This is a genomic window from Pseudomonas sp. BF-RE-22, assembly GCF_019956155.1.
In the GTDB taxonomy this organism is placed as follows: Bacteria; Pseudomonadota; Gammaproteobacteria; order Pseudomonadales; family Pseudomonadaceae; genus Aquipseudomonas; species Aquipseudomonas migulae.
This window is the reverse complement of the sequence record NZ_JAHBDD010000038.1, coordinates 21,415-40,863: the sequence shown is the minus strand read 5'-3', so window position 1 is coordinate 40,863 and position 19,449 is coordinate 21,415. Positions and strand designations below refer to the sequence as shown.

Genomic DNA, 19,449 nt, shown 5'->3' with positions numbered 1-19,449 from the left:
ATGGTGTGTCAGTCAACCCAATGTGGCTGACACTCCATCGCGAGCAGGCTCGCTCCTACAGGGATTCGGGTGATTTCCGGTTCGCGGAAGGCTCAGCGACTCAAGCGATCGGGATCAGCGGATCTGCTGCGGCCCATGCGGTTGCACGATCAGCTGCCGGCGGGTAGATCCACACGGTGTTGATCTGCGTCTTCAGGTTCTTGCCTTCCTGTTTCACCAGTTTGACCTGACGGTCCCAGCCCTCGGTGTACACCGCACCCCAGGCACCCAGGTCCAGGCAGGTGACGTATTTGGGTTGGCTGTACGGCGTCGGGTCCACGCCCAGGATCTGCGCGGCAACGTTATTGCCGGCGTGACGCCCCAATACGATGGCGTGTTGGCAGGTCATCAAGGCGTAGTTGCCGATGTCGTCGGACGCGGCATAAGCCACATCGCCGGTGGCAAAGATATCGTCCTGACCGATGACTTTCAGGTGGCTGTCCACGTGCAGGCGGCCCAGGTGATCGCGTTCGGCAGGGATCTGCTCGGTCAGCGAACTGGCGCGCACGCCGGTGGTCCAGACCACGGTTTTGGCCTCGATACGCTGGCCGTCGCTCAAAGTGACACCGTTGGCATCGACGGAAAGTACCGAAGCCTTCAAGTGCCATTTCACGCCGGTTTCAATACTGGCCTCTTCGATCGACCTGGCGATTTCAGCCCCCATCGACCCGCCAATTTTCTCGCCACGATCGACAATGATCACCTCGACGTCGGCCTGATCGCCCAAAATGGCACGCAGACGTGCGGTCATTTCGGTCGCCGTTTCAATCCCGGTGAAGCCGCCGCCGGCCACCACCACGGTGTTGCGGGCTTTGCTTTCCGGCAGGCTGGCCAGGGATTTCAGATGGTTTTCCAGGCGCACGGCTTGTTCGATCTGGTCGACATCGAACGCATGTTCAGCCACGCCGGCGGTCGCCGGAATCGCCAGACGGCTGCCGGTGGCCAGAACGAGTTTGTCGTAGCTGCACACCTGTTTCGCACCTGAGGCGTCGACATAACCCACGCGTTTTTGCCCGACGTCGATGGTTTCTGCAGCGCCTTTGATGAACTTCACGCCCACCGCATCGAACAGCTCGCCAATCGGCGCGGCCAGTTGGTGCGCGTTCGGTTCATAGAAACGCGGACGCACGCGCAGCTCGGCCTGCGGGGCCAGGACGGTGACTTCTACGTCGTTGTGACCATGAATGTCGAACAGACGTGTGGCGCTCAAAGCCGTCCACATGCCACCGAAACCTGCGCCGATTACCAGAATGTGCTGTTTCATCTTTAACTCCGTGAGAAGGCCGATCAATGAATTCGTAGAGGTCGTGCGCTTGCCAGTGCCGACCGAACAACTACGACTGTATTGATCCTAGTTAATTAACGCAATCGGTTTTTTCTGATGGTTGCCATCGAAAGGTTCGATGGCTCGACCGAGAGAGCCTTTACCCACGCACAAGGGGTAATGCACAGAGAGATGCGCCGACGGGATTCGTTGCCTGCCTAACCTTCAGCTGCTAACATTTGCGACAAGATTAGTCGGAGATCCAAATGTCTCTTTACAGCGCTGGCGTTGAGTACGGCATTCATTGCCTGATTTTCCTGGTGGGCAATTGCGGCGACACCCGTGAGGCGAGCGTGCGTGACCTCGCAGAACTGCAAGGCGTGCCACTGGACTATCTGGCGAAAATTTTCACCAAACTGGCCAAGGCAAAACTGGTGGTCGCCACTGAAGGCGTGCGCGGCGGATTCAAGCTGGCCCGGCCCTCCGACGAAATCAGCGTGCTCGATATCGTCAATGCCATCGACGGCCAAAAGCTGATTTTCGATTGCCGGGAAATTCGCGGGCGTTGCGCCCTGTTCGAAGGTTCCGCCCCGGATTGGGCGGTGTCAGGCCATTGCTCGGTCCATGCGGTCATGATGACGGCGCAGAAACGCATGGAAGATGCCCTCGCCCAGCAGACCATCCTGGATCTCGCCAGGAAAGTCGGGCGAAAGGCGCCCTCGGAATTCAGTGCTCAGGTTGATAACTGGATGAGTGATCGCCGGGACAAGAAAAGCGCTGCCCCGGCCGCTGACGAGCAGACCATTGTGGTTACCAACATTTGAAATGTGTTTGGCGACTGACGCCATCGCCAGCAAGCCGGCTCCTACAGGAAATTGCGGTGTCCTTGTAGGAGCCGGCTTGCTGGCGATGGCGATCCATCAAACGCCGCTATAAACAGTCCCGAACTGCCTGACGCAGTGCGCCTGACTTGGCCCATGGCGGCCCTTGATACAGCGAAACCCGGCTGCCGTCTTTCGATTTCACGATATCCAGAATTTCGTCGGCCGTGATGATGCTCGGCGCCTTGATCCGGTAGCCATTGGAAATCGGCGTTTGAGTCGTATTGGAAATCTCTTTCTGCCACGCCGGCAATACGCAGGCGGCATACTCTTTCGGCGCCTTCTCACTGTATTTACTGAAATTCGGCTCACCCGGCACCAGCGACGCAGGCAAGGAGCACCCCGCCAGTAACGCCACCACGACTCCCGCAATCAACGTCCGCATGACGCCCCCCTATTCAAAAAAATGGAAATGTAGCGCGTCGTCTTGCAGACATCCATTCATTGGGCCTTGCTCAGCGTTTTTCGGTGTTCTGGCCGGGATGCGCAGCGGGCCGCTCGTTCAGGAAAGTCATCCATCGTTCATACGCTTCGTGCTGCCATTGAGTGACCCGCTCCCATTCCGGGCCGCTGAGTTGATGAGCGGAAATCAGCTTCATCATCTCCGTGGTCGCCGCGTCCAGATCGACCATCAGCTCATGCGCGTGAACCCTGAAGTCATCGGTCGTCGTCATTTGAAATTGCCTCGCCCCGGCGGAAATTCGCCACTTCAATACGACAGCAAATCTTTTCGCTCGCGTGCATCTTCCCGACCAAAGGCAGCATTGGCAGTTCGGACGAACAAAACGCCCTGTCCAGGGAAATGGGACTAAAATTTCGTAGCAGAGGTTTTCTGGAGATCGTCATGTGGCTCAACGAATCTGAAAACGAACTTCGACGTGACCTGCAAAGCGTTGCATCGGACCTGAGGTGGTCGGCGGTCGAGCTTCTACGCCTGGCAGATCAGTTAAAGCTGTCTGGCAATGATGTCGATGCGCAGGCGGTGCTGAGGCTGTGCGACCTGTTTCAGGGCGACGAACAGCGATTGGCAGGCTATGCCGAAGAAGTGAAAGCCAAGGCCATCAGTCGCAACAAAGCTCACTGAACAGGAGCGCGGCCATGAACAAGCCTTTATTCGCGCTGGTTGTCGTACTGGCAGCGCTGGCGGGCTGCAGCACTGAATCACGCCTCTATGGCGACCTCCCGTTGGTCGCCAAAGTCGAGACCGGAATGAGCAAGGATCAGGTCGAGCAGATCGGCGGGCCGCCTCACACCATCACCGAACGCACGGCGGTGCCTGGCACTTGCTATGACTACAAGCTGACGAAAGCCGGCCATCAACAAGCGTACAACGTCAGTTTCGATAACCGGGGCAAGGTCGACCACACGAGCTTCATCACCTGTGCGGAATGGAGCCGCCTGCAAACAAAAGCCAGGGAATCTTCCCATAGCACCGGCGGCGGTGGCGGCGGTTACTGAGCCGAAATGAAAAGCCCCGGAAAAAACCGGGGCTCGAAGCGTTTTACTTAACCGTCGTCTGGTTGCTTGCCGGCCTTTTGGCCCGGGATTTGTAACCGGGAAGTGCCGCGGCAAAGGCCAGTGCCTCTTCCCGGCTGGCAAAAGCGCCCAGTTGGTCACCTTGGGTGCACACCCGCCATGGGCCATTGCTCACGCTAAGTACGTCATAACCGTTCATGTGCATCTTATTCAGCATCGGAACGCTCATAAGTCACCTCCATTTTCGGTACTGATGTCCAGGATTGACCTGCCTACCTTACACCCGCCCTTTGCCGAGGTGCCGACCAGACGTCGCGACAGGATTCCGCCATTCGGTTGCACTTTCAGCCCCTGTGAGACCTCTAACCAGCCAAGAGGCCCGTGCAGCCTTGGGCGGCCTGAATATTGCATTTTTATTACTGATTTATGACAGCAAGCACTCAGGTAACACATGAAAGTACGCGCAACCGTCATTTGTGAGCAGGACCGGCACGTTCTCCTGGTGCGCAAGCCAAGGTGTCGCTGGACGTTGCCCGGCGGAAAGGTCGAGCCCGGAGAAACCGCGGCAGGCGCCGCCATGCGTGAACTTCAGGAAGAGACCGGGCTTGGGGTCGACGACATGCTGTACCTGATGCAACTGGAAACGGGTGGCACCCGACACCACGTTTACGAGGCGTCGGTGCTCAATTCGTCTGAAGCCCGGCCGCAAAACGAAATTTTCGATTGCCTGTGGTATCCGCTGGACGCCGTGCAGAACCTGAACACCAGCGACGCCACGCTGCGAATCGTCAGAGCCTTTCAGCGTCGCCTGTAAGGTGGATCAGGCCTTGGCCACTGCCGTTGCCGCCTTGTCGATAAACGCCGCCACTTCGACCGGCATCGAGGCAAGGGACGCGTGACTGGCGTGTAACGTCAGGATCTCTTTGGCGTTCAACCGCCCCGCCATCCACTGCTGGTTTTGCGGCGCGATCATCCGGTCGTCGGTCGACACCTGATACCACGACGGTTTGCTCTTCCACGCCACCGTAGTGATCGCATCGCCAAACGTGCCGGCCAAGGGGGCTTTTTGGGTGATGCCCATGACCAATCCTTCGGCTGCGGGCAGGTCCTGACAGAAGCTTTCGTGGTAAAGCTCCGGTCTGACCCACAAATAACCATCACTGTCGGGGGCCAGGTTCGCTGCGGCAGCGGGCGGATGCCGTTGAGTGATGGCGCCGGGACTTTCACCTGCATCCGGCGCGAACGCGGCGATGTACACCAGACCCACGACATTCGCTTGATCGCCGGCCTCAGTGATGACCGCACCGCCATAGGAATGCCCCACCAACAGCACCGGCCCCGCCTCTTGCGCGACCATTTTGCGCGTGCGCTCGGCATCATCGGCCAACGACGTGAGCGGCATCTCGACCGCGCGGATGCGGGTGTAGCCCTTTTTCAGCAGTTCGGCGATAACCTTGTTCCAGTGGGCGGCACCGCCCCAAAAACCATGGACCAGCACGATCGTGGGTTTTTCACTCATCACGTTGACTCCGTTTGATGGGGTTGTTGGCGAACGCTGTCAGCCCTGGTCGCCACCACCCACCGGCATGATCATGCCGGTGATATAGGACGCTTCGTCGCTGGCCAGAAACAGAATAGCGCCTGCCTGCTCATCCAGCGTGCCATAGCGCTTCATCAAACTGCTGTCGAGCGTCTGGTCGACGATCTGCTGGTACCACACTTTTTCTTCGGCGCTCTGTTCGGCGCTGTTGCGCGGAATCACCCGCGGCGGCGCTTCAGTGCCACCGGGCGCCGTGGCATTGACCCGCACGCCACGACCGGCGGTTTCGAACGCCAGGCATGCGGTCAGCGCATTCACCCCGCCCTTCGCCGCACCGTACGGCACACGGTTGACGCTGCGCGTGGCGATGGACGAGACGTTGACGATGGCGCCGCTGCCCTGCTCCAGCATGAACGGCAGCGCCGCATGGCAGCACCATAACGTCGGGAACAGCGAGCGGCGGACTTCGGCCTCGATCTGCTCGGCTTCGTAGTGTTCGAACGGTTTGGCCCAGATCGTCCCGCCGACATTGTTGATGAGGATGTCGAGACGACCGAAGCGCTCGACGGCGGTTTGCATCACACGGTTGCATTCGCCGTATTGCTCAAGATCGGCAGTCAGCGCGAGCACCTGGCTGTCCTTCCCCAATTGCTGCTGCACTTCGAACACCAGCTCGGAGCGGTCAACCAGAATCAAGCGCGCCCCTTCCGCCGCCATGCGTTCGGCGACACGCCGACCGATGCCTTGGGCGGCACCGGTGATCAACGCGACTTTTTCGTGAAATCTGTTCATACCTGCCTCGAATCTAAAATAGCTCTCGACCTGTAGGAGCTGGCTTGCCAGCGATGGACGCACAGGCACCGCATTAATCCTGTAAAAACGCGTTATCGTTAACGTCCATCGCTGGCAAGCCAGCTCCTACAGGGGGACGTGGTCACACAGGGTTATGCCGCGCTGGCAGCGAATTTTTCGTAGTAGAAATTCACCGGCGCAATGCCTTGCTCGCGAATGTACTGGCTGACCGCCTCGACCATCGGCGGCGGGCCGCACAGGTACACATCGACGTCGCCCTCGTTCAAGTGTTTGGGCTCGATGTGCTGTGTCACGTAGCCCTTGAGCGGGTGCTGGCTATCGGGGCTGGCCACGCAGGCGCTGAAGCTGAAATTCGGGATTCGCGCGGCGAAGGCTTCCAGCCGATCCATTTCCACCAGGTCGAAATCGTTGGTCACGCCGTAGATCAAATGCAGCGGATGTTCACTGCCCTGCTCGGCGATTTTTTCCAGCATCGCGGTGAATGGCGCAAGCCCCGTACCACCGGCCAGCAGCAACAACGGCCGACGGATGTCGCGCAGATAAAAACTGCCCAGCGGCCCGGCCAGGCTCATGCTGTCGCCGGCCTTGGCCATGCCGGTGAGGAAGCTGCTCATCAAACCGCCAGGCACATTGCGGATCAGGAAACTGACCTCGCCGTCGCGCTGCAACGAGCTGAACGAATAAGCGCGGGTCTGCTCGCTGCCGGGAACCCCGAGGTTCACGTACTGCCCTGGCAGGAACGCCAGTTTGCTCAGCGCATCGCCCTTGATCGACAGTGCGATGGTGCTGTCGGACAACTGGCGCACGGCGCTGATAGTCGCTTCAAAACTGGCCTGCTGGGTGCGGCAGACTTCCGAGGAGGCCGGCACCCGCACCACGCAATCGCTCTGGGCGCGCATCTGACAGGTCAGGACAAAACCCTGTTCGGCTTCCTCCGCCGTGAGCGCGTCCTCGATGTATTCCTCGCCCAGGTCGTAACTGCCAACCTCGGCGAAACACTTGCACGTGCCACAGGCGCCGTCGCGGCAATCCAGCGGAATGTTGATGCCTTGGCGGTACGCGGCGTCGGCCACGGTTTCGCCGGCATTGGCGTCGATGAAACGGGTGACGCCGTCTTCGAAATTAAATGCGATGGAATGAGTCATGACGGCCGCCTCACAGGTGGTAAACATCGATGACCTGGCGAACGTAGTCGTTCTTCAGGATCACTTTCTTGGCCTTGATCAGCGGGTTTTCGCCGCGCATATCGAGGGTGTAGAAACTGCTGCCGAAATAGCTGTCGACGGTCTTGTAGCGAAAACTCAAGGTGTGCCAGTTGAAGCGCACCTTGCACAGGCCGTCCGCCTGTTCCAGCAGCTCGATGTTGCTGATGTTGTGCGAGGTGCGGGTGTCCGGCACGGTGGCGCTGGAACGCTCGGTCTTGATACGGAAGATGCGGTCTTCCAGACCCGTGCGGTTGCCGTACCAGATCAGCGAGATTTCCCGTTGCGGGTCTTCGGTCAGTTCGTCGTTGTCGTCCCAGGACGGCATCCAGAACGTCGCATCCGTGGCGTACAACTCCAGCCATTCGTCCCATTGCCGATCATCGAGGTAGCGCGCTTCGCGGTAGAGGAAGTCGCGCACGGTTTCATAGGTGATGGTCATTACACGGTCTCCACGGCAATCAGCTTCGATTGCTCGGCAGCCAGGGCCTTGAGCATGGTTTGCTGCCAATACTTGTGCTGCAACACGAACAGGCCTTCGTCCTCGGTGCGCACACCGCTGAGCAACGGATGCAGGTCAATTTCCTTCGCCGCGTCATCGGCGCCTTCGACCCAGTGCTCGGCGCCACGGGACATGTCGTTCCAGGCGGTCACGCTGCCCTGGTAACCGGTCTGGCAGGAGCGAAACTCTTCCAGATCGTCCGGGGTGGCCATGCCGCTGACGTTGAAGAAGTCCTCGTACTGACGAATCCGGCTCGAACGGGCGTGATCGCTTTCGCCTTTGGGGGCGATGCAGTAAATGGTGATTTCCGTACGGTTGACCGAGATCGGCCGGGCGATGCGGATCTGCGAGCTGAACTGGTCCATCAGGTACACGTTCGGGTACAGGCACAGGTTGCGCGAGTTTTCGATCATCCAGTCGGCGCGGGCCTTGCCGAAATCCTTGGCCAGCTCATCGCGACGTTCGTACAGCGGACGGTCCTCGGGGTTGGCCCAACGGGTCCAGAGCAGCATGTGGCCTTTGTCGAACGAGTAGAAACCACCGCCCTGCTTGGCCCAGCTGCCGGCGCTCATGGTCGGGTTGGTGTCGCCGGCCTCGCGCTGTTTGCGCTGGTTCTGGGTGGCGGCGTAGTTCCAGTGCACCGAGCTGACGTGGTAACCGTCGGCGCCGTTTTCGGCGGTGAGTTTCCAGTTGCCTTCGTAGATGTAGCTGGACGAACCGCGCAGCACTTCCAGGCCGTCGGCGGACTGGTCGACGATCATGTCGATGATCTTCGCCGACTCGCCCAAATGCTCAACCAGCGGCACCACGTCAGCCTTGAGGCTGCCGAACAGGAAGCCGCGATAGGATTCGAAACGGGCGACTTTGGTCAGGTCGTGGGAGCCTTCGCAGTTGAAGCTCGCCGGGTAGCCGGCCGCTGCCGGGTCTTTGACCTTCAGCAGTTTGCCGGAGTTGTTGAAGGTCCAGCCATGGAACGGGCAGGTGTACGAGCTTTTGTTGCCGGACTTGTGTCGGCAAAGCATCGCGCCACGGTGACTGCAGGCGTTGATAAAGGCGTTCAGCTCACCGTCCTTGTTGCGCGCGATGAAGATCGACTGGCGCCCCATGGTGGTGGTGTAGAAATCGTTTTTGTTGGGGATCTGGCTTTCGTGCGCCAGGTACAGCCAGTTGCCTTCGAAGATGTGTTCCATCTCAAGATCGAACAGCCGCGGGTCGGTGAACATCTCGCGCTTGCAGCGGTAGATGCCTTGTTCTGGATCGTCCTCAAGCAAGGATTGAAGATATTCGGGTCGCAGGGTCATGGCCGCCGCCTCCATTGTTATTGTTCAGGCAAGGCTCATGCTAGGACGGGGCAATGGGGTGGACTATCCGCTGGGTGCAGACCTTTATCCGTTTAATGCAGAACGCATTTTCGGAAGCGGACTACATAACTGCTTACAACTTCTGAATAGACTGCCCTCCTGACTACAAGGAGTGGTTTGTATGGCTAATCACGGTTACATGACCATAAACGGTAAAGCTCAAGGAATGATTTCAGCGGGCTGTTCAACCCAGGCCTCTATTGGCAACAAGTACCAGGCTGCACACACAGACGAGATCATGGTGCTGTCCTACAGCCACAACATGACCAATATCGGCGATATCAATAAATCGACCCACAGCCCGATCATCGTTACCAAAGCCGTCGACAAGTCATCACCGCTGCTCGCTCAAGCGCTTTCAAACCGTGAAGAAATCAACTGCACGATCAGCTTTTATCGCGTGTCGTCCTTTGGCAAACAGGAAAAGTTTTTCACCGTGTCGATCAATGGCGGGGTCATTGCCGACCTGACGCTTGAAGTGCCTCATGCCATTTTTCAAAACGATGCAGAGCCCCAGGAACAGGTGGCCATTCGTTACCGCGACATCACGTGGACCCACCACTTGGCAAAAACCTCCGGCTACAGTTCGTGGGGCGAAGAGGAATGAATCCTCATGAGCAGTGGGACGTTAACAGCGCGGCGGGCAAACTGGCGGGACAGGCCCGCACGCTCGGCGCGCGTCATCTGGCTCAACGCCTGTTGCGTGAACAGTTCAATCGGGAAATCGCCTTTTATGCAAAGCGCGTTGCGGACGATGTCGCGCAGGGCAAAACAACGCCAAGGCAAGGCTTGCAGGCGCTTGCACAAGAACAGCAGAACTTGCTTATCCAGTCGCAAGCCATCACGCAAAAAACTCAAGGCGCGGTAACTGAACGGGTTAAAAGAATCCCGGCCTCAATGCTCACACAGCCTTCATTGAAACCTGACCCGGAACGTTTATTGCGCTTTGTACATGCGCAAAATCTCAAGTCCACGGGCACGAACACGCCCCGCCAATTGGCGGCAGCCGCTTCGCCGCATCCAGCTCCAGACCTGAAATTTTTCCCTCAAGAACAATGGCCCGCGCAAGTCGCACAAGAAGAACCCGGGTTCTACGTCGTCCCCAGAAGTACGACGGCTGACAAACTGGAAGCCCGACTATTCACGTCAGCCTCCCCCGCCGCCATCGCCAAATTCAAGGCCCTGAATCCGAATCTGGATCAGGTAAAGGCCGGGACGATGATTGTTCTCAGCGATCCGAATAATCATCTTTGTACTTTCGAAGAAGCGTTGTTGATGGAAGCGGCTGGTAATGTGAATAGAGCCTTGGAGCCTCTCAGTTCGGATGAGGCCGACTTTATGGCGCGGCACTATGACGAGATTGCGTTTCTTATTTCCAAGGGTTCACTCGGCGCCAGTGCGGGTTTGGCCATGTTCTCTAAGAACCTGGATGACGTGGATACTATTCTGCGTGACATCGAAAGTTTGCATACCCGGACTTTTCAAGCCAATGGTCACCTGAAGTCCGCCGAGTTTTACGCCGAGCGCAAACGCTTGTTAACTCAGTTGAATTCCCATCTGACCAAACTTACAAAAAAGAGCATTGGCTTTCCAGATCACCCCAATCTGAAAAGCGTGTTGGGCATATCGACTAAAAGCCTTGTTCATCGCTGGAGAAAAGCAGGGGCTATTGGGCAAATTCCTGGTTATGCCACGCATATTGATGCCGTTTCCAAAGCGGCGAAGTACGTCAAATATGGTGGTTGGGTTGGTACAGCGGTGGGTGGAGGGGCCTCGGTTGTTAAAGTTCAAGGGGTATGTGCGGCAGGAGACGTAGATGCTTGTGAGAAGGTGAAGTTTACCGAAGCCGGTGGTTTCTTGGGAGGGCTGACGGGCGGCATTGCCGCTGGCCTCTTATTAGGCGGCCCTACTGCCGGCGTCATCTGCGCAGCGCTTGGAGTGCCTACTGGTGGGGTGGGAACTTTTGCATGCGGCCTACTGGTAGTCGGCGGAAGTTCTTTGGCAGCAGGGGAAGTACTAGGAAAAGGTGGAGAAGTCATGGGCGAAAGGATTTACGAGGTCATTAAATGAGCATAAGTACCGCTGACAAAATATTTCTTTGTGTCGGTTTAATCGACTTTGGAGGCATATTCATAATAATTGGCATATCACTCCATCTCGCCTACACAAAAATGGATGTAATGCTGAATCACCTGCAAAATTGCCCCGCAGTTATGATTCGAGCACCGTTCAGAAACGGCGGGCCTTGGGGGAACATGTTTTTACTGGGAGCCATAATGGGCGTAATGACTACACCTCGTCTCTATCTACGTGATGGAGGTGCCTGCGCTGAAGACCTGAAGAACTTTCCTGCCGACCTCAGGCGAAAGCTGGTTATTTTGCAGTGGACCGGCTGGGGACTGTTACTTGTGATGTTCGGCCTCGTCGCCGCTGCCGAATTTGAGCTTGTCTGAAAATAATCCTGTCGCGAGAGACCTTTTACGAGCGACTCAATCCCGCCGCTTCAACGTATCCGACGGCAACTCCCCAAACTGCTTGCGATAGTTGTCGGAGAATCGCCCCAAATGCAAAAACCCATAATCCATCGCCACTTCCGTAACGTTACGCACATTACAGGTCGGATCGCTCAGGCAAGCATTGATACGCTCCAGACGTTTCTGGCGGATGTAGTTTTTCGGCGTGGTGCCGGCGTTGCGTTCGAACAAGCCATACAGTGAACGCAGGCTCATCCGTGCCTGACGCGCCAGTTCTTCACTGTCGATGTCCTGCTTGAGGTGGCGTGCGATGTAGTCGGCAATCACCTCGAACGTGGCCGTCTGTGAGCCGAGGTTGATGCGGCTGACGTTGGTCTGCATCAGGCTGAGCATCTTGCTGACGATGATCTGCGCGTAATGCTCCTGCACCTTGGGAATCTGCTCGGTGGCCTCGGCCTCCTGGCAAATCATCGCCAGCAGCCCGACAAACCCTTCCAGTTCATTGAGCTGGTAACGGTTCTCCAGAAACCGCACGCCCTGCCCCGGATAGCGCCAGCGCTGCTCGTCGCACACGGACTCAAGCAACGTCGTGGGAACTTTGAGGATGAATTTTTCGCAATCGTCAGAGTACGTCAGGTCCACCGGATCGTCGGGATTGATCAGCAGCAACTCGCCAGGCGCGAAGTAATGTTCCTGACCGTGCCCGCGCCACAGGCAGTTGCCACGCAGCAACACTTGCAGGTGATAGATGCTTTCCAGTGCGCCCGAGGTGACCCGCACGCTGCCGCCATAGCTGATGCGGCACAGGTCGAGGCTGGCAAACTTGCGATGATTGAGACTGGCCAGGGGTTGCCCGGCGCGCGGCATCAGGATGCAATGATTACCGACATGCTGATTGACGTAGCCCGACACCGCGTACGGGTCGGCATGGTCGAATACGGAGCTGCGCTGACTCAACAGTTGCGCTTGCATCATCGGGTCACTCTCGTTGTTTTTATGGGGTGCGTCGGGTCATTCTAAGGCAGTGCTTGCAGCGGTGTGTCAGTTGATCGACATGTGGAATGTCCGGCCCCCTTCGCGAGCAAGCCCGCTCCCACATTTTGACCATAGTCCCACTGAAGAAACACGGTCGAATGTGGGAGCGAGCCTGCTCGCGAAAGCGGTGTGTCAGTCATCGCCAAGCTGGAATCAATCCTCCAGCGCGCGAACCCGCTCGTGACGCTGCTGCTCTTGCGGCTGGGCGGACGACTGCAAGGTGAAATCGAATTCGATCTCGGCAAAACGACCGCTGACGCCATGCGCCGCTGCGCGTTGTTGATCATCGCTGAAGGTGATTTTCGCGATCAGCTCGTCACGGGTGGCGTAGGCGAAATCGTCGTGCAGGTATTGATCGCCGTCGAGATTGATCTGGGTGGTCAGGTGACGATGATCCGCCGCCGAGATGAAGAAGTGCACGTGCGCCGGACGCTGGCCGTGACGGCCCAGTTGATCGAGCAGTTGCTGGGTCGGACCATCCGGCGGGCAGCCGTAACCCGACGGCACAATGCTGCGGAAACGGTAGCGACCTTCGGCGTCGGTGACGATGCGTCGACGCAGGTTGAATTCGGATTGCGTGGTATCGAAGTACGAATAAGTGCCGCCGGTATTGGCGTGCCAGACATCCACAATCGCACCGGCCAACGGTTCGCCGGCGGTATTGAACACACGGCCCTGCATGAACAGCGTCACACCCGGATCGACGCCATCATCGAGACGCGCTTCACCTTGGGACAACGGCGCACCGGCCACGTACAGCGGGCCTTCGATGGTGCGCGGCGTGCCGCCAGCCTTGCCGGCCTGTTCGTCTTCGGCGTCCATCAGCAGGTCGAGGTAGTGTTCCAGGCCCAACCCGGCCACCACCAGCCCAGCCTCCTGGCGCGCACCCAGCACGTTGAGGTAGTTGACGGCTTTCCAGAACTCTTCCGGGGTCACAGCGAGGTCTTCGATGATGTTCACCGAATCACGCAGGATGCGGTAGATCAGCGCTTTGGTGCGCGGATTGCCGGCATCGTTGTGCAGGCCGCTGGCCTCTTCGAGAAACTTCTGGGCTTTGGCAGTGTGGGAAATTTTTACGTTCATTTTATGGGTTCCTCATCTTGTAATTATTAGCGTGGCGAACTGAACAGGCCAGGTTCAGCGGTCATCCTCGCGGATGGAAGAAGGATGCCGGCACATCGCGGTGACTTCGATCGCCATGTACGGGTACAGCGGCAATTGCATGAGCAAGTCGTGCAGCTCTTGAACGCTGTCGACATCGAACACGCTGTAATTGGCATAGAGCCCGGCAATGCGCCACAGGTGACGCCACTTGCCTTGATCCTGCAGACGCTGGGCCAGGGCTTTTTCGTCAGCCTTGAGCTGCGCGGCGCGTTCGGGGTTCATATCGACCGGCAAATTCACGGTCATCTTTACGTGGAACAGCATAATGCTCTCCTCAGGCTTGATGAATGGCAGTGGATGTCTTGTCGCGACGGAAAAACGCCAGGCGTTCTTCATCGAGGTTCAGGCCCAGCCCAGGGGTTTTCGGCACGTGCAGCTCGAAATCGCGATAGACCAGCGGCTCGCTGAGAATGTCTTCGGTCAACAGCAGCGGGCCGAACAGCTCGGTGTCCCACGCCAGTTTGTTCAACGTGACGAAGGCATGGGCCGACGCCATGGTGCCCAGACCACCTTCAAGCATGGTGCCGCCGTACAGGCCGATGCCCGCCGCTTCGGCGATCGCGGCGGTCCGCAGCACGGCGCGTGGGCCGCCGTTCTTGGCGATCTTCAGGGCGAACACCGAAGCCGCACCTTCACGGGCCAGGTTGAACGCATCTTCCACGCACTCGATGGATTCATCGGCCATGATCGGTGCCGGGCTGATGGCGTTCAGGCGCACCATGCCCGAGCGGTTATTGCGCGAGATCGGCTGCTCGATCAGGTCGATGCCGTTGCTGCCAAGAATCCGACAGGCGCGCAACGCGACAGCTTCATCCCAGGCCTGATTGACATCGACCCGCACGCTGGCGCGATCGCCGAGGGCTTTCTTGATCGCGATGACGTGGGCCAGATCGCGATTGACTTCGCCGGCACCGATTTTCAGTTTGAAGATGCGATGGCGGCGCAGGTCGAGCATTTCTTCCGCTTCGGCGATGTCCTTGTCGGTGTCGCCGCTGGCCAGGGTCCAGGCCACTGGCAGCGCATCCCGAACGCGGCCGCCCAGCAGTTCGCTGACCGGCAGGCCAAGGCGTTTGCCCTGGGCATCAAGCAACGCGGTTTCGATACCTGACTTGGCGAAGGTGTTGCCACGGATGCTGCGCTCCAGGCGCAACATCGCAGCGTTGACGTTGGCGCTGTCCTGACCCAGCAGCAGCGGCGCGAAGTGCCGGTCGATGTTGGTCTTGATGCTGTCCGGGCTTTCATTGCCATACGCCAGGCCACCGATGGTGGTGGATTCGCCAATGCCTTCAATGCCATCGGCGCAGCGCACGCGAATGATCACCAGCGTCTGGTTCTGCATGGTGTGCATCGCCAGCTTGTGCGGGCGGATGGTCGGCAGATCGACAATGATCGTCTCGATCGATTCAATGGCAGTTGCAAGCATGTCGATACCCGTCAGGTTCTTAAAGTTCTGGAACCGATTCTGGTACGGCTTTTTTCGGGAAGCCAATATAGAATTGGTCTGACTTGATACCTTTAAGGTATGCAAACTGCTTTGTGGAGGCCTCATGGAACTGCGTCACCTGCGGTATTTTCAGGTGTTGGCTCAAACCCTCAACTTCACCCGCGCCGCCGAACTGCTGCACATTGCCCAACCGCCACTGAGCCGACAGATTCAGCAACTGGAGGATGAACTTGGGGTGCTTTTGCTGGATCGCGGACGGCCGCTGAAGCTGACCGACGCCGGGCGGTTTTTCCATGAGCACAGCACTGCCCTGCTGGAGCAACTGGGCAAGGTCTGCGACAACACGCGACGCATTGGCCTGGGGGAAAAAACCTGGCTGGGGATTGGTTTTGCGCCGTCGACACTCTATGGCGTGCTGCCGGAACTGATTCGCCGCTTGCGCAGCGGCGAGCCTCTGGAGCTGGAACTGGGGCTCTCGGAAATGACCACGCTGCAACAGGTGCAGGCGCTCAAGGCCGGGCGGATCGATATCGGTTTCGGCCGCATCCGCATCGACGACCCGGCCATCATCCAGACGGTGTTGACCGAAGACCGGCTGGTCGCCGCCCTGCCCGCCGGTCATCCGCTACTGGCCGGGCCGATCAGCCTGCGCGAACTGGCGAAGGAACCTTTCGTGCTGTACCCCGGCAATCCGCGCCCCAGCTACGCCGACCATGTGATCGGGTTGTTCGAGTCCTATGGCGTCAGCATTCACGTGGCGCAGTGGACCAACGAACTGCAAACCGCCATCGGCCTGGTGGGCGCAGGAATCGGCGTCACCCTGGTGCCGGCCTCGGTGCAATTGCTGCACCGCGACGACATCGGCTTCACGCCGCTGCTGGAAGACAACGCGACCTCGCCGATCATCCTCAGCCGACGCGTGGGCGACATGTCGCCGGGGTTGAATCATTGCTTGCGGATGATTGATGAATTATTGCCGCAACCGTTGAACGCTTTGTAGGAGCCCGGCTTGCTGGCCCCTACAGGTTTTGCGGTTATTCCTCAGCCGGCAAACGCGCGGCAACCGGCGCGCATTTCGGTGTGCAATTCGCCAATCAGGTTTGAAATAGCACAAGCGCTGGTCAGTTGCGCGGGTGACACGCGGGTGATCAGCAGATCGATCCTGCCGGTGGAGCGCTCGAAAACTGAGGATAGCTGCGCTTTTGCGGTTCTGCGCCAGCGAACTCTGGGGAAGTATTTCTGTGTCCAATTCAGAGATCATGCACGGATACATTTTGTCATAACTTCACGCTAAACCTGCTTTGTTGGCTGCCGGGAAAAGCTCATTATGGCCCGCGCAGGGAACCGGCAACCCTGTTACATCGTTCCACCGCCCGAATGGAATTCGGCAGTTACGGTTTTGCACGGTAACGTTCAAGGAGTAAGGATGCTTTGCCTATCGACATTCAAGTCGTCCATTCGCCTGTATGGTCTGGTCAAAAATGTAAGCGGCGCTCAGGCCGGACTTGCGCTGACGACAAAAGGCCCTAATGGCCACCCTGCCGTTCAGACATTCGTTTCCAGACTGGACGCCGAACTCATGCTATGCACGTGCGGTGATGAAGATCTGCAGGTGCGCCTTCTCTCGCAATTCTTTGACCCAAACCCTTTTCTCGCAGCCAACCGTGGCTGGCTGACCCTGCATATCGGTAGTGGGTTTGCCGCTAACACCGACAGGCTGATCGAAACTGATGAACGATTGCACCCCATGGGCTGGATCGTTCATGCCGATATCGGGATCTGGACTCCTGAACACTATTTGTATTGGGGTGAGCAACTTTCCCGGCAGCTTCAAGCGACTTACGATGCTGCCGGGCTGCATCACTACAATACCCAGCTCAACGAACTGGATGAGGCATCGGCGCAAGACATTAGGTGGAATGCCGCAGAAGCCCTCAACGCTTTGCCGGACGGTACCTGCACCACCGGAAATCCCACGCAGGTCGCACTGTTTGACGCAATAGATTGTCGATGGTGTTTCGCAAAAACGCATGCCCAAGGGAACTGCTTGCACGATACACGCGTGCTTCAAGGAGGATTGTCATGAGTGGAAAACCTGCGGCACGGGTCACCGACCCCACGGCGTGCCCACTTCCGGGTCACGGTACGAACCCTATCACCAGCGGTTCTCCTGATGTCTTTTTCGACGGATTGGCCGCCGCCCGGCAAACGGACACGACTGCCTGCGGGAGTGCTTTGAGCAGCAACGTAGTGCCCAATGTGCTGATCAATGGTCTGCCGGCAGTGACAATCGGGTCTGTGGGAAATCACGGAAACGTCGTGGCAGGAGGGTCCGGCACCATCATCATAGGAATGAGTGGTGGAGGGGTCGCTGTATCAGCCGTCGCTCCACTACTGCTCAAACTCCCGACCCTTTGTCTTCCCTGCCTGCTGGCAGCGGCAAAGAGAAACGCGACCTTTGTTCCGCTGGAAAATCTCGGAGCCTCCCAATGACCCTGGATGACCAGACACCTCCTATCGATCTGCAAACACGACATTCGCTGCGTGCCATACAACGTACTCGCAGAACGAATCCCGATCTTCGTCACTATGCATTGGTTGATGGCGCGGGCTATCTGACCCTGACCAAACGCTTCAATGAGCCAGGCGACCGGGTTCACTGGCAATGGTTGCTGGAAGGCACCGAACTGGACGAAATCAAACACGCAGGGCCGGCTCTCCTGACCTTTACAGATGAAGACGCACGCAGCGATCAATTACTGCAATGGCTGATTGGGCGGGATCAACAATCGCCGCTGGTGTCTTGGCTGTGGAGTGAACAAAGGTTCGAAACCGTTGCCGCACACCTGAAAAGTCAGTTGTTTACCCAGCTTCCGGACGGTCGCCGCGCCTTGTTCCGCTATTACAACCCTACGGTGCGCCAGGCCCTCGAAGCGGTATTGACCGAGAAGCAACAGGCAGAACTCATGACAGGCATCCTATATTGGCAAACCTGGCGGCCTTTGCAGCAAGACTACCTGACCTTCACTGCACCGAAAAAACCGGAGGTTTGCAGTGCTTGAACTCAGCGCAGAACAACTCGAACAACTGGATCACATTCGCCAGGATGAAGTCATCGATAAGCTCCTGCTTGAAGTACGACAGCAAGATCCCGCATGGTTCGCAAAAGTAGGTGAACCCAAAGCCAGTGCGTACCTCAGACAGCTACGTGATGAAGCCAAGGCACTCGGTATCGAGGGCCCTGAAGAGACCGAACTGTTCATGCGCTACGGGTTGTACAAACCCGGCTTCCAGCAATCACCCGAGTTTGTGGAATGGATGCAACGCCCCGTCGCCGATACGCCAGAACAGCGTTTTCGAGACTACGACAGCGTTATGCAATACGTTGATGCATTAAAGGAATGGCCACGCGCCAGGTAAACCAGGGACGAAAATGAGCAATCTTTTGAAAGCACCTGGAGCTACGGGCTCCGGAGAACAATTGGCGCGGGGACCGTTTCCCGTGCCTCGCGGTGGCCTGCGAGGTCCTCTCGAAGGCATAAGAGTTCCGCCTCCGACCCGTTTGCCCTCGCCACCGCCCCGCCCTGCCCCCATGCCTGCACCTCAACCGGCACCCAAGCCAATGCCGCAGCCACAGGTTCAACCGAAACTTCAAACCGATCAGAAAACCGATGCACCTCCGGTGACCCGCGAACAGACACGCCAAAAGGAAGAACAGTGCAAGAGCGATAAAAAGGAGTGTGTTGAATGCCCTCCTGAAAAGGGACTGATGGCGATTGCCAACAACGGCAAAGGTCACAGCATGTCGGACCTGTCGTCTCGGTATCAGCAATGGGTGACGAACTTCCCTTACCCCAATGAATGGCGATGGAGCAACACGTGGTGGGATGGTTTTGACAAAAGCCGCTGCGTACTGCTGGAGGCCAAGGCACGTTATGCCTTCATGTTCATCCCGGTCCTGAATACACCTCGTCCTTGGGCAAATGTCAGGGAAGAACTGATTACGCCTGCCAGAGCCCACTCACAGAAAGCCAGGCCAACACCTCCTGTTTCGGTCGAATGGCACTTCATGCAACGGATAGTCTACGAATACTGTTCAGAACAATACAGCGACCTTGGCCTGACCAACCTTAGAGCGTTCTGGAATCCGCTGCCCGGCAGCAAGGATCAAGAGGAATACGATGAACTACGCAGGGAAGAAGAGCAGCAGATGGAGGAGTACTACAGAGACAATCCTGGATTGATCGCCTAGTC

The 19,449-nt window shown here is 57.9% G+C and carries 26 protein-coding genes; 13 read left to right on the top strand and 13 right to left on the bottom strand.

Annotated features, from left to right (window positions below; all coding sequences use genetic code 11):
- Positions 1 to 100: 100 nt before the first annotated feature.
- Positions 101 to 1,303, bottom strand: a complete 1,203-nt coding sequence (locus KGA82_RS19085; protein WP_223451838.1) for an NAD(P)/FAD-dependent oxidoreductase — start codon at positions 1,301 to 1,303, stop codon at positions 101 to 103.
- Between the two features lie 266 nt (positions 1,304 to 1,569).
- Between KGA82_RS19085 and KGA82_RS19080 the strand changes: the two genes are divergently transcribed.
- Positions 1,570 to 2,127, top strand: a complete 558-nt coding sequence (locus tag KGA82_RS19080; protein WP_192229247.1) for an RrF2 family transcriptional regulator — start codon at positions 1,570 to 1,572, stop codon at positions 2,125 to 2,127.
- Between the two features lie 106 nt (positions 2,128 to 2,233).
- On the opposite strand, the gene KGA82_RS19075 is transcribed toward KGA82_RS19080, so the two are convergent.
- Positions 2,234 to 2,569, bottom strand: coding sequence for a hypothetical protein (locus tag KGA82_RS19075; protein WP_223451836.1), 336 nt, complete (start codon positions 2,567 to 2,569; stop codon positions 2,234 to 2,236).
- Positions 2,570 to 2,639: 70 nt separating this feature from the next.
- Complete coding sequence (locus KGA82_RS19070) at positions 2,640 to 2,858, bottom strand: hypothetical protein (protein ID WP_192229246.1); 219 nt, start codon at positions 2,856 to 2,858, stop codon at positions 2,640 to 2,642.
- A gap of 170 nt (positions 2,859 to 3,028) precedes the next feature.
- Here KGA82_RS19070 and KGA82_RS19065 point away from each other — a divergent pair, with 170 nt between their 5' ends.
- Entirely contained in the window at positions 3,029 to 3,268 is a 240-nt protein-coding gene (locus tag KGA82_RS19065; RefSeq protein WP_008029106.1) for a hypothetical protein, read from the top strand.
- Between the two features lie 14 nt (positions 3,269 to 3,282).
- Positions 3,283 to 3,642, top strand: a complete 360-nt coding sequence (gene osmE, locus KGA82_RS19060; protein ID WP_008044854.1) for an osmotically-inducible lipoprotein OsmE — start codon at positions 3,283 to 3,285, stop codon at positions 3,640 to 3,642.
- A 43-nt stretch (positions 3,643 to 3,685) separates the two neighbouring features.
- On the opposite strand, the gene KGA82_RS19055 is transcribed toward osmE, so the two are convergent.
- A complete protein-coding gene (locus tag KGA82_RS19055; RefSeq protein WP_008029102.1) occupies positions 3,686 to 3,889 on the bottom strand; it encodes a hypothetical protein in 204 nt (67 codons plus the stop codon).
- Positions 3,890 to 4,111: 222 nt separating this feature from the next.
- Between KGA82_RS19055 and KGA82_RS19050 the strand changes: the two genes are divergently transcribed.
- Entirely contained in the window at positions 4,112 to 4,474 is a 363-nt protein-coding gene (locus KGA82_RS19050; protein ID WP_008029100.1) for an NUDIX hydrolase, read from the top strand.
- A 6-nt stretch (positions 4,475 to 4,480) separates the two neighbouring features.
- Here KGA82_RS19050 and KGA82_RS19045 read toward each other — a convergent pair whose 3' ends face one another.
- The 5 genes from KGA82_RS19045 to benA all read right to left on the bottom strand — a co-directional run bounded on the left by KGA82_RS19045 (position 4,481) and on the right by benA (position 9,018).
- Complete coding sequence (locus KGA82_RS19045) at positions 4,481 to 5,179, bottom strand: alpha/beta hydrolase (RefSeq protein WP_223451834.1); 699 nt, start codon at positions 5,177 to 5,179, stop codon at positions 4,481 to 4,483.
- Positions 5,180 to 5,218: 39 nt separating this feature from the next.
- Positions 5,219 to 5,992 (bottom strand): 1,6-dihydroxycyclohexa-2,4-diene-1-carboxylate dehydrogenase, encoded by a 774-nt coding sequence (locus KGA82_RS19040; RefSeq protein ID WP_223451827.1) that lies wholly within the window; start codon positions 5,990 to 5,992, stop codon positions 5,219 to 5,221.
- Between the two features lie 152 nt (positions 5,993 to 6,144).
- Positions 6,145 to 7,158 (bottom strand): benzoate 1,2-dioxygenase electron transfer component BenC, encoded by a 1,014-nt coding sequence (gene benC / locus KGA82_RS19035; RefSeq protein ID WP_192230210.1) that lies wholly within the window; start codon positions 7,156 to 7,158, stop codon positions 6,145 to 6,147.
- A gap of 10 nt (positions 7,159 to 7,168) precedes the next feature.
- Entirely contained in the window at positions 7,169 to 7,657 is a 489-nt protein-coding gene (gene benB, locus KGA82_RS19030) for a benzoate 1,2-dioxygenase small subunit (RefSeq protein WP_008029093.1), read from the bottom strand.
- Positions 7,657 to 9,018: a benzoate 1,2-dioxygenase large subunit gene (benA, locus tag KGA82_RS19025; RefSeq protein ID WP_223451825.1), complete on the bottom strand. Its 1,362-nt coding sequence runs from the start codon at positions 9,016 to 9,018 to the stop codon at positions 7,657 to 7,659. The genes benB and benA overlap by 1 nt, the downstream gene beginning before the upstream one ends.
- A 181-nt stretch (positions 9,019 to 9,199) precedes the next feature.
- Here benA and KGA82_RS19020 point away from each other — a divergent pair, with 181 nt between their 5' ends.
- Genes KGA82_RS19020 through KGA82_RS19010 form a run of 3 tightly spaced genes read left to right on the top strand, consistent with a single transcriptional unit; the run spans position 9,200 to position 11,531 of the window.
- The gene (locus KGA82_RS19020) at positions 9,200 to 9,685 is read left to right on the top strand and encodes an Hcp family type VI secretion system effector (protein WP_223451823.1); all 486 of its coding nucleotides are present in this window, start codon (positions 9,200 to 9,202) and stop codon (positions 9,683 to 9,685) included.
- On the top strand, positions 9,682 to 11,148 hold the full coding sequence (locus KGA82_RS19015) for a hypothetical protein (RefSeq protein WP_223451821.1): 1,467 nt from the start codon (positions 9,682 to 9,684) through the stop codon (positions 11,146 to 11,148). Before KGA82_RS19020 ends, KGA82_RS19015 begins: the two co-directional genes overlap by 4 nt.
- Positions 11,145 to 11,531 (top strand): hypothetical protein, encoded by a 387-nt coding sequence (locus KGA82_RS19010; protein ID WP_223451819.1) that lies wholly within the window; start codon positions 11,145 to 11,147, stop codon positions 11,529 to 11,531. The genes KGA82_RS19015 and KGA82_RS19010 overlap by 4 nt, the downstream gene beginning before the upstream one ends.
- Positions 11,532 to 11,567: 36 nt before the next feature.
- Here the strand turns inward: KGA82_RS19010 and KGA82_RS19005 are convergent, their stop codons facing one another.
- The 4 genes from KGA82_RS19005 to KGA82_RS18990 all read right to left on the bottom strand — a co-directional run bounded on the left by KGA82_RS19005 (position 11,568) and on the right by KGA82_RS18990 (position 15,174).
- The gene (locus KGA82_RS19005; protein WP_008029088.1) at positions 11,568 to 12,527 is read right to left on the bottom strand and encodes an AraC family transcriptional regulator; all 960 of its coding nucleotides are present in this window, start codon (positions 12,525 to 12,527) and stop codon (positions 11,568 to 11,570) included.
- A 213-nt stretch (positions 12,528 to 12,740) separates the two neighbouring features.
- On the bottom strand, positions 12,741 to 13,670 hold the full coding sequence (gene catA, locus KGA82_RS19000) for a catechol 1,2-dioxygenase (protein ID WP_192417572.1): 930 nt from the start codon (positions 13,668 to 13,670) through the stop codon (positions 12,741 to 12,743).
- A 54-nt stretch (positions 13,671 to 13,724) separates the two neighbouring features.
- On the bottom strand, positions 13,725 to 14,015 hold the full coding sequence (catC, locus tag KGA82_RS18995) for a muconolactone Delta-isomerase (protein ID WP_008029082.1): 291 nt from the start codon (positions 14,013 to 14,015) through the stop codon (positions 13,725 to 13,727).
- A 10-nt stretch (positions 14,016 to 14,025) separates the two neighbouring features.
- Positions 14,026 to 15,174: a muconate cycloisomerase family protein gene (locus KGA82_RS18990; protein WP_223451817.1), complete on the bottom strand. Its 1,149-nt coding sequence runs from the start codon at positions 15,172 to 15,174 to the stop codon at positions 14,026 to 14,028.
- Positions 15,175 to 15,298: 124 nt separating this feature from the next.
- Between KGA82_RS18990 and KGA82_RS18985 the strand changes: the two genes are divergently transcribed.
- From KGA82_RS18985 to KGA82_RS18960, 6 genes are all read left to right on the top strand, one after another.
- Complete coding sequence (locus KGA82_RS18985; RefSeq protein WP_223451815.1) at positions 15,299 to 16,195, top strand: LysR family transcriptional regulator; 897 nt, start codon at positions 15,299 to 15,301, stop codon at positions 16,193 to 16,195.
- Positions 16,196 to 16,621: 426 nt separating this feature from the next.
- Positions 16,622 to 17,281 carry a hypothetical protein gene (locus KGA82_RS18980; RefSeq protein WP_223451813.1) on the top strand — a complete coding sequence of 220 codons (660 nt, stop codon included), beginning with the start codon at positions 16,622 to 16,624 and terminating at the stop codon, positions 17,279 to 17,281.
- Entirely contained in the window at positions 17,278 to 17,688 is a 411-nt protein-coding gene (locus tag KGA82_RS18975; RefSeq protein ID WP_263290740.1) for a PAAR domain-containing protein, read from the top strand. Before KGA82_RS18980 ends, KGA82_RS18975 begins: the two co-directional genes overlap by 4 nt.
- A complete protein-coding gene (locus KGA82_RS18970) occupies positions 17,685 to 18,257 on the top strand; it encodes a DUF4123 domain-containing protein (protein WP_223451809.1) in 573 nt (190 codons plus the stop codon). Before KGA82_RS18975 ends, KGA82_RS18970 begins: the two co-directional genes overlap by 4 nt.
- Positions 18,250 to 18,615, top strand: coding sequence for a hypothetical protein (locus tag KGA82_RS18965; protein ID WP_223451807.1), 366 nt, complete (start codon positions 18,250 to 18,252; stop codon positions 18,613 to 18,615). The genes KGA82_RS18970 and KGA82_RS18965 overlap by 8 nt, the downstream gene beginning before the upstream one ends.
- A gap of 202 nt (positions 18,616 to 18,817) precedes the next feature.
- Complete coding sequence (locus tag KGA82_RS18960) at positions 18,818 to 19,447, top strand: Tox-REase-5 domain-containing protein (RefSeq protein ID WP_223451805.1); 630 nt, start codon at positions 18,818 to 18,820, stop codon at positions 19,445 to 19,447.
- The last annotated feature ends 2 nt before the right edge of the window (positions 19,448 to 19,449 follow it).